This window comes from Arminella tubonensis, from assembly GCF_003240585.1.
GTDB lineage: Bacteria > Pseudomonadota > Alphaproteobacteria > Rhizobiales > Rhizobiaceae > Rhizobium > Rhizobium tubonense.
Genome location: NZ_PCDP01000060.1, coordinates 1 through 905, shown reverse-complemented (window position 1 = coordinate 905; position 905 = coordinate 1). Strand labels below are relative to the sequence as shown.

1 pseudogene is annotated in these 905 nt (G+C 59.7%); it reads left to right on the top strand.

Annotated elements, in window-relative coordinates:
* Positions 1 to 75 precede the first annotated feature (75 nt).
* A pseudogene (locus CPY51_RS26655) lies at positions 76 to 905 on the top strand (enoyl-CoA hydratase/isomerase family protein); the annotation flags it as partial.

Sequence of the window (905 nt, the reverse complement as noted above, 5' to 3'; positions counted from 1 at the left end):
ATACCATTGTCCGATGGCCGCCCAAGATCGAAAGCCACAGAGTGTGGTTGTCCCAACTTTGGCGAGGAGGCACTTATGGACGCGATTACGAAACACGCCCAAATCCGGGTAACGAAAAAATCCAGGAGCTATTGGCGCGTTACGATCGACAACCCGCCGATCAACGTCATGGGTCCGGACATGGTGAAGCAATTCCAGGAGGTCATCGCGGCTCTAGACTGACGCAGACGCTAAAGTGGTGGTCTTCGACAGCGCCGTCGACGACTATTTCCTCAATCATTCGGACTTCCTGGCGAAACTCGAGGACCTTACGTCTCTTCCGCCAGGACCGAGCGGGCTGCCGCAATGGCCGGATTTCCTCGTGCGCCTGACGCGTTTGCCCGTGGTCTCCATTTGCCTGATCCGCGGCCGGGCGACCGGCAACGGCAGCGAGATGGCGCTCTCCAGCGACATGACTTTTGTCAGTCGGGAAAAGACGATTATTTCACAGTGGGAAGTTGGTGTCGGAATGGTCGCGGGCGGCGGCCCGATGGCCCGGCTGCCGCAACTCATCGGCAGAAACCGAGCCCTGGAGGTGCTTTTGAGTTCCGACGATCTCACCGGGGATCAGGCCGAAGCATATGGATATGTGAACCGCGCCCTTCCGGACGCCGAACTCGACGAATTCGTAGACGTTTTGGCGACCCGGATCGCCAGATTCGACAAGTGGGCGATCGCCACCACCAAGCGCCTCGTCAACACCAGCTTGCCGCCGGACGTAGAACTCGGCGCCGGTTGGGATGCCTGTATCGCGTCCCTTCAGCGCCCCGCGGCGCAAAACGGGATCAAATCGCTGATCGAGCGCGGTTTCCACAAGCCGGGGGATGTCGAACACCGACTTGGATACCATCTCGGGCGGCTTCCAA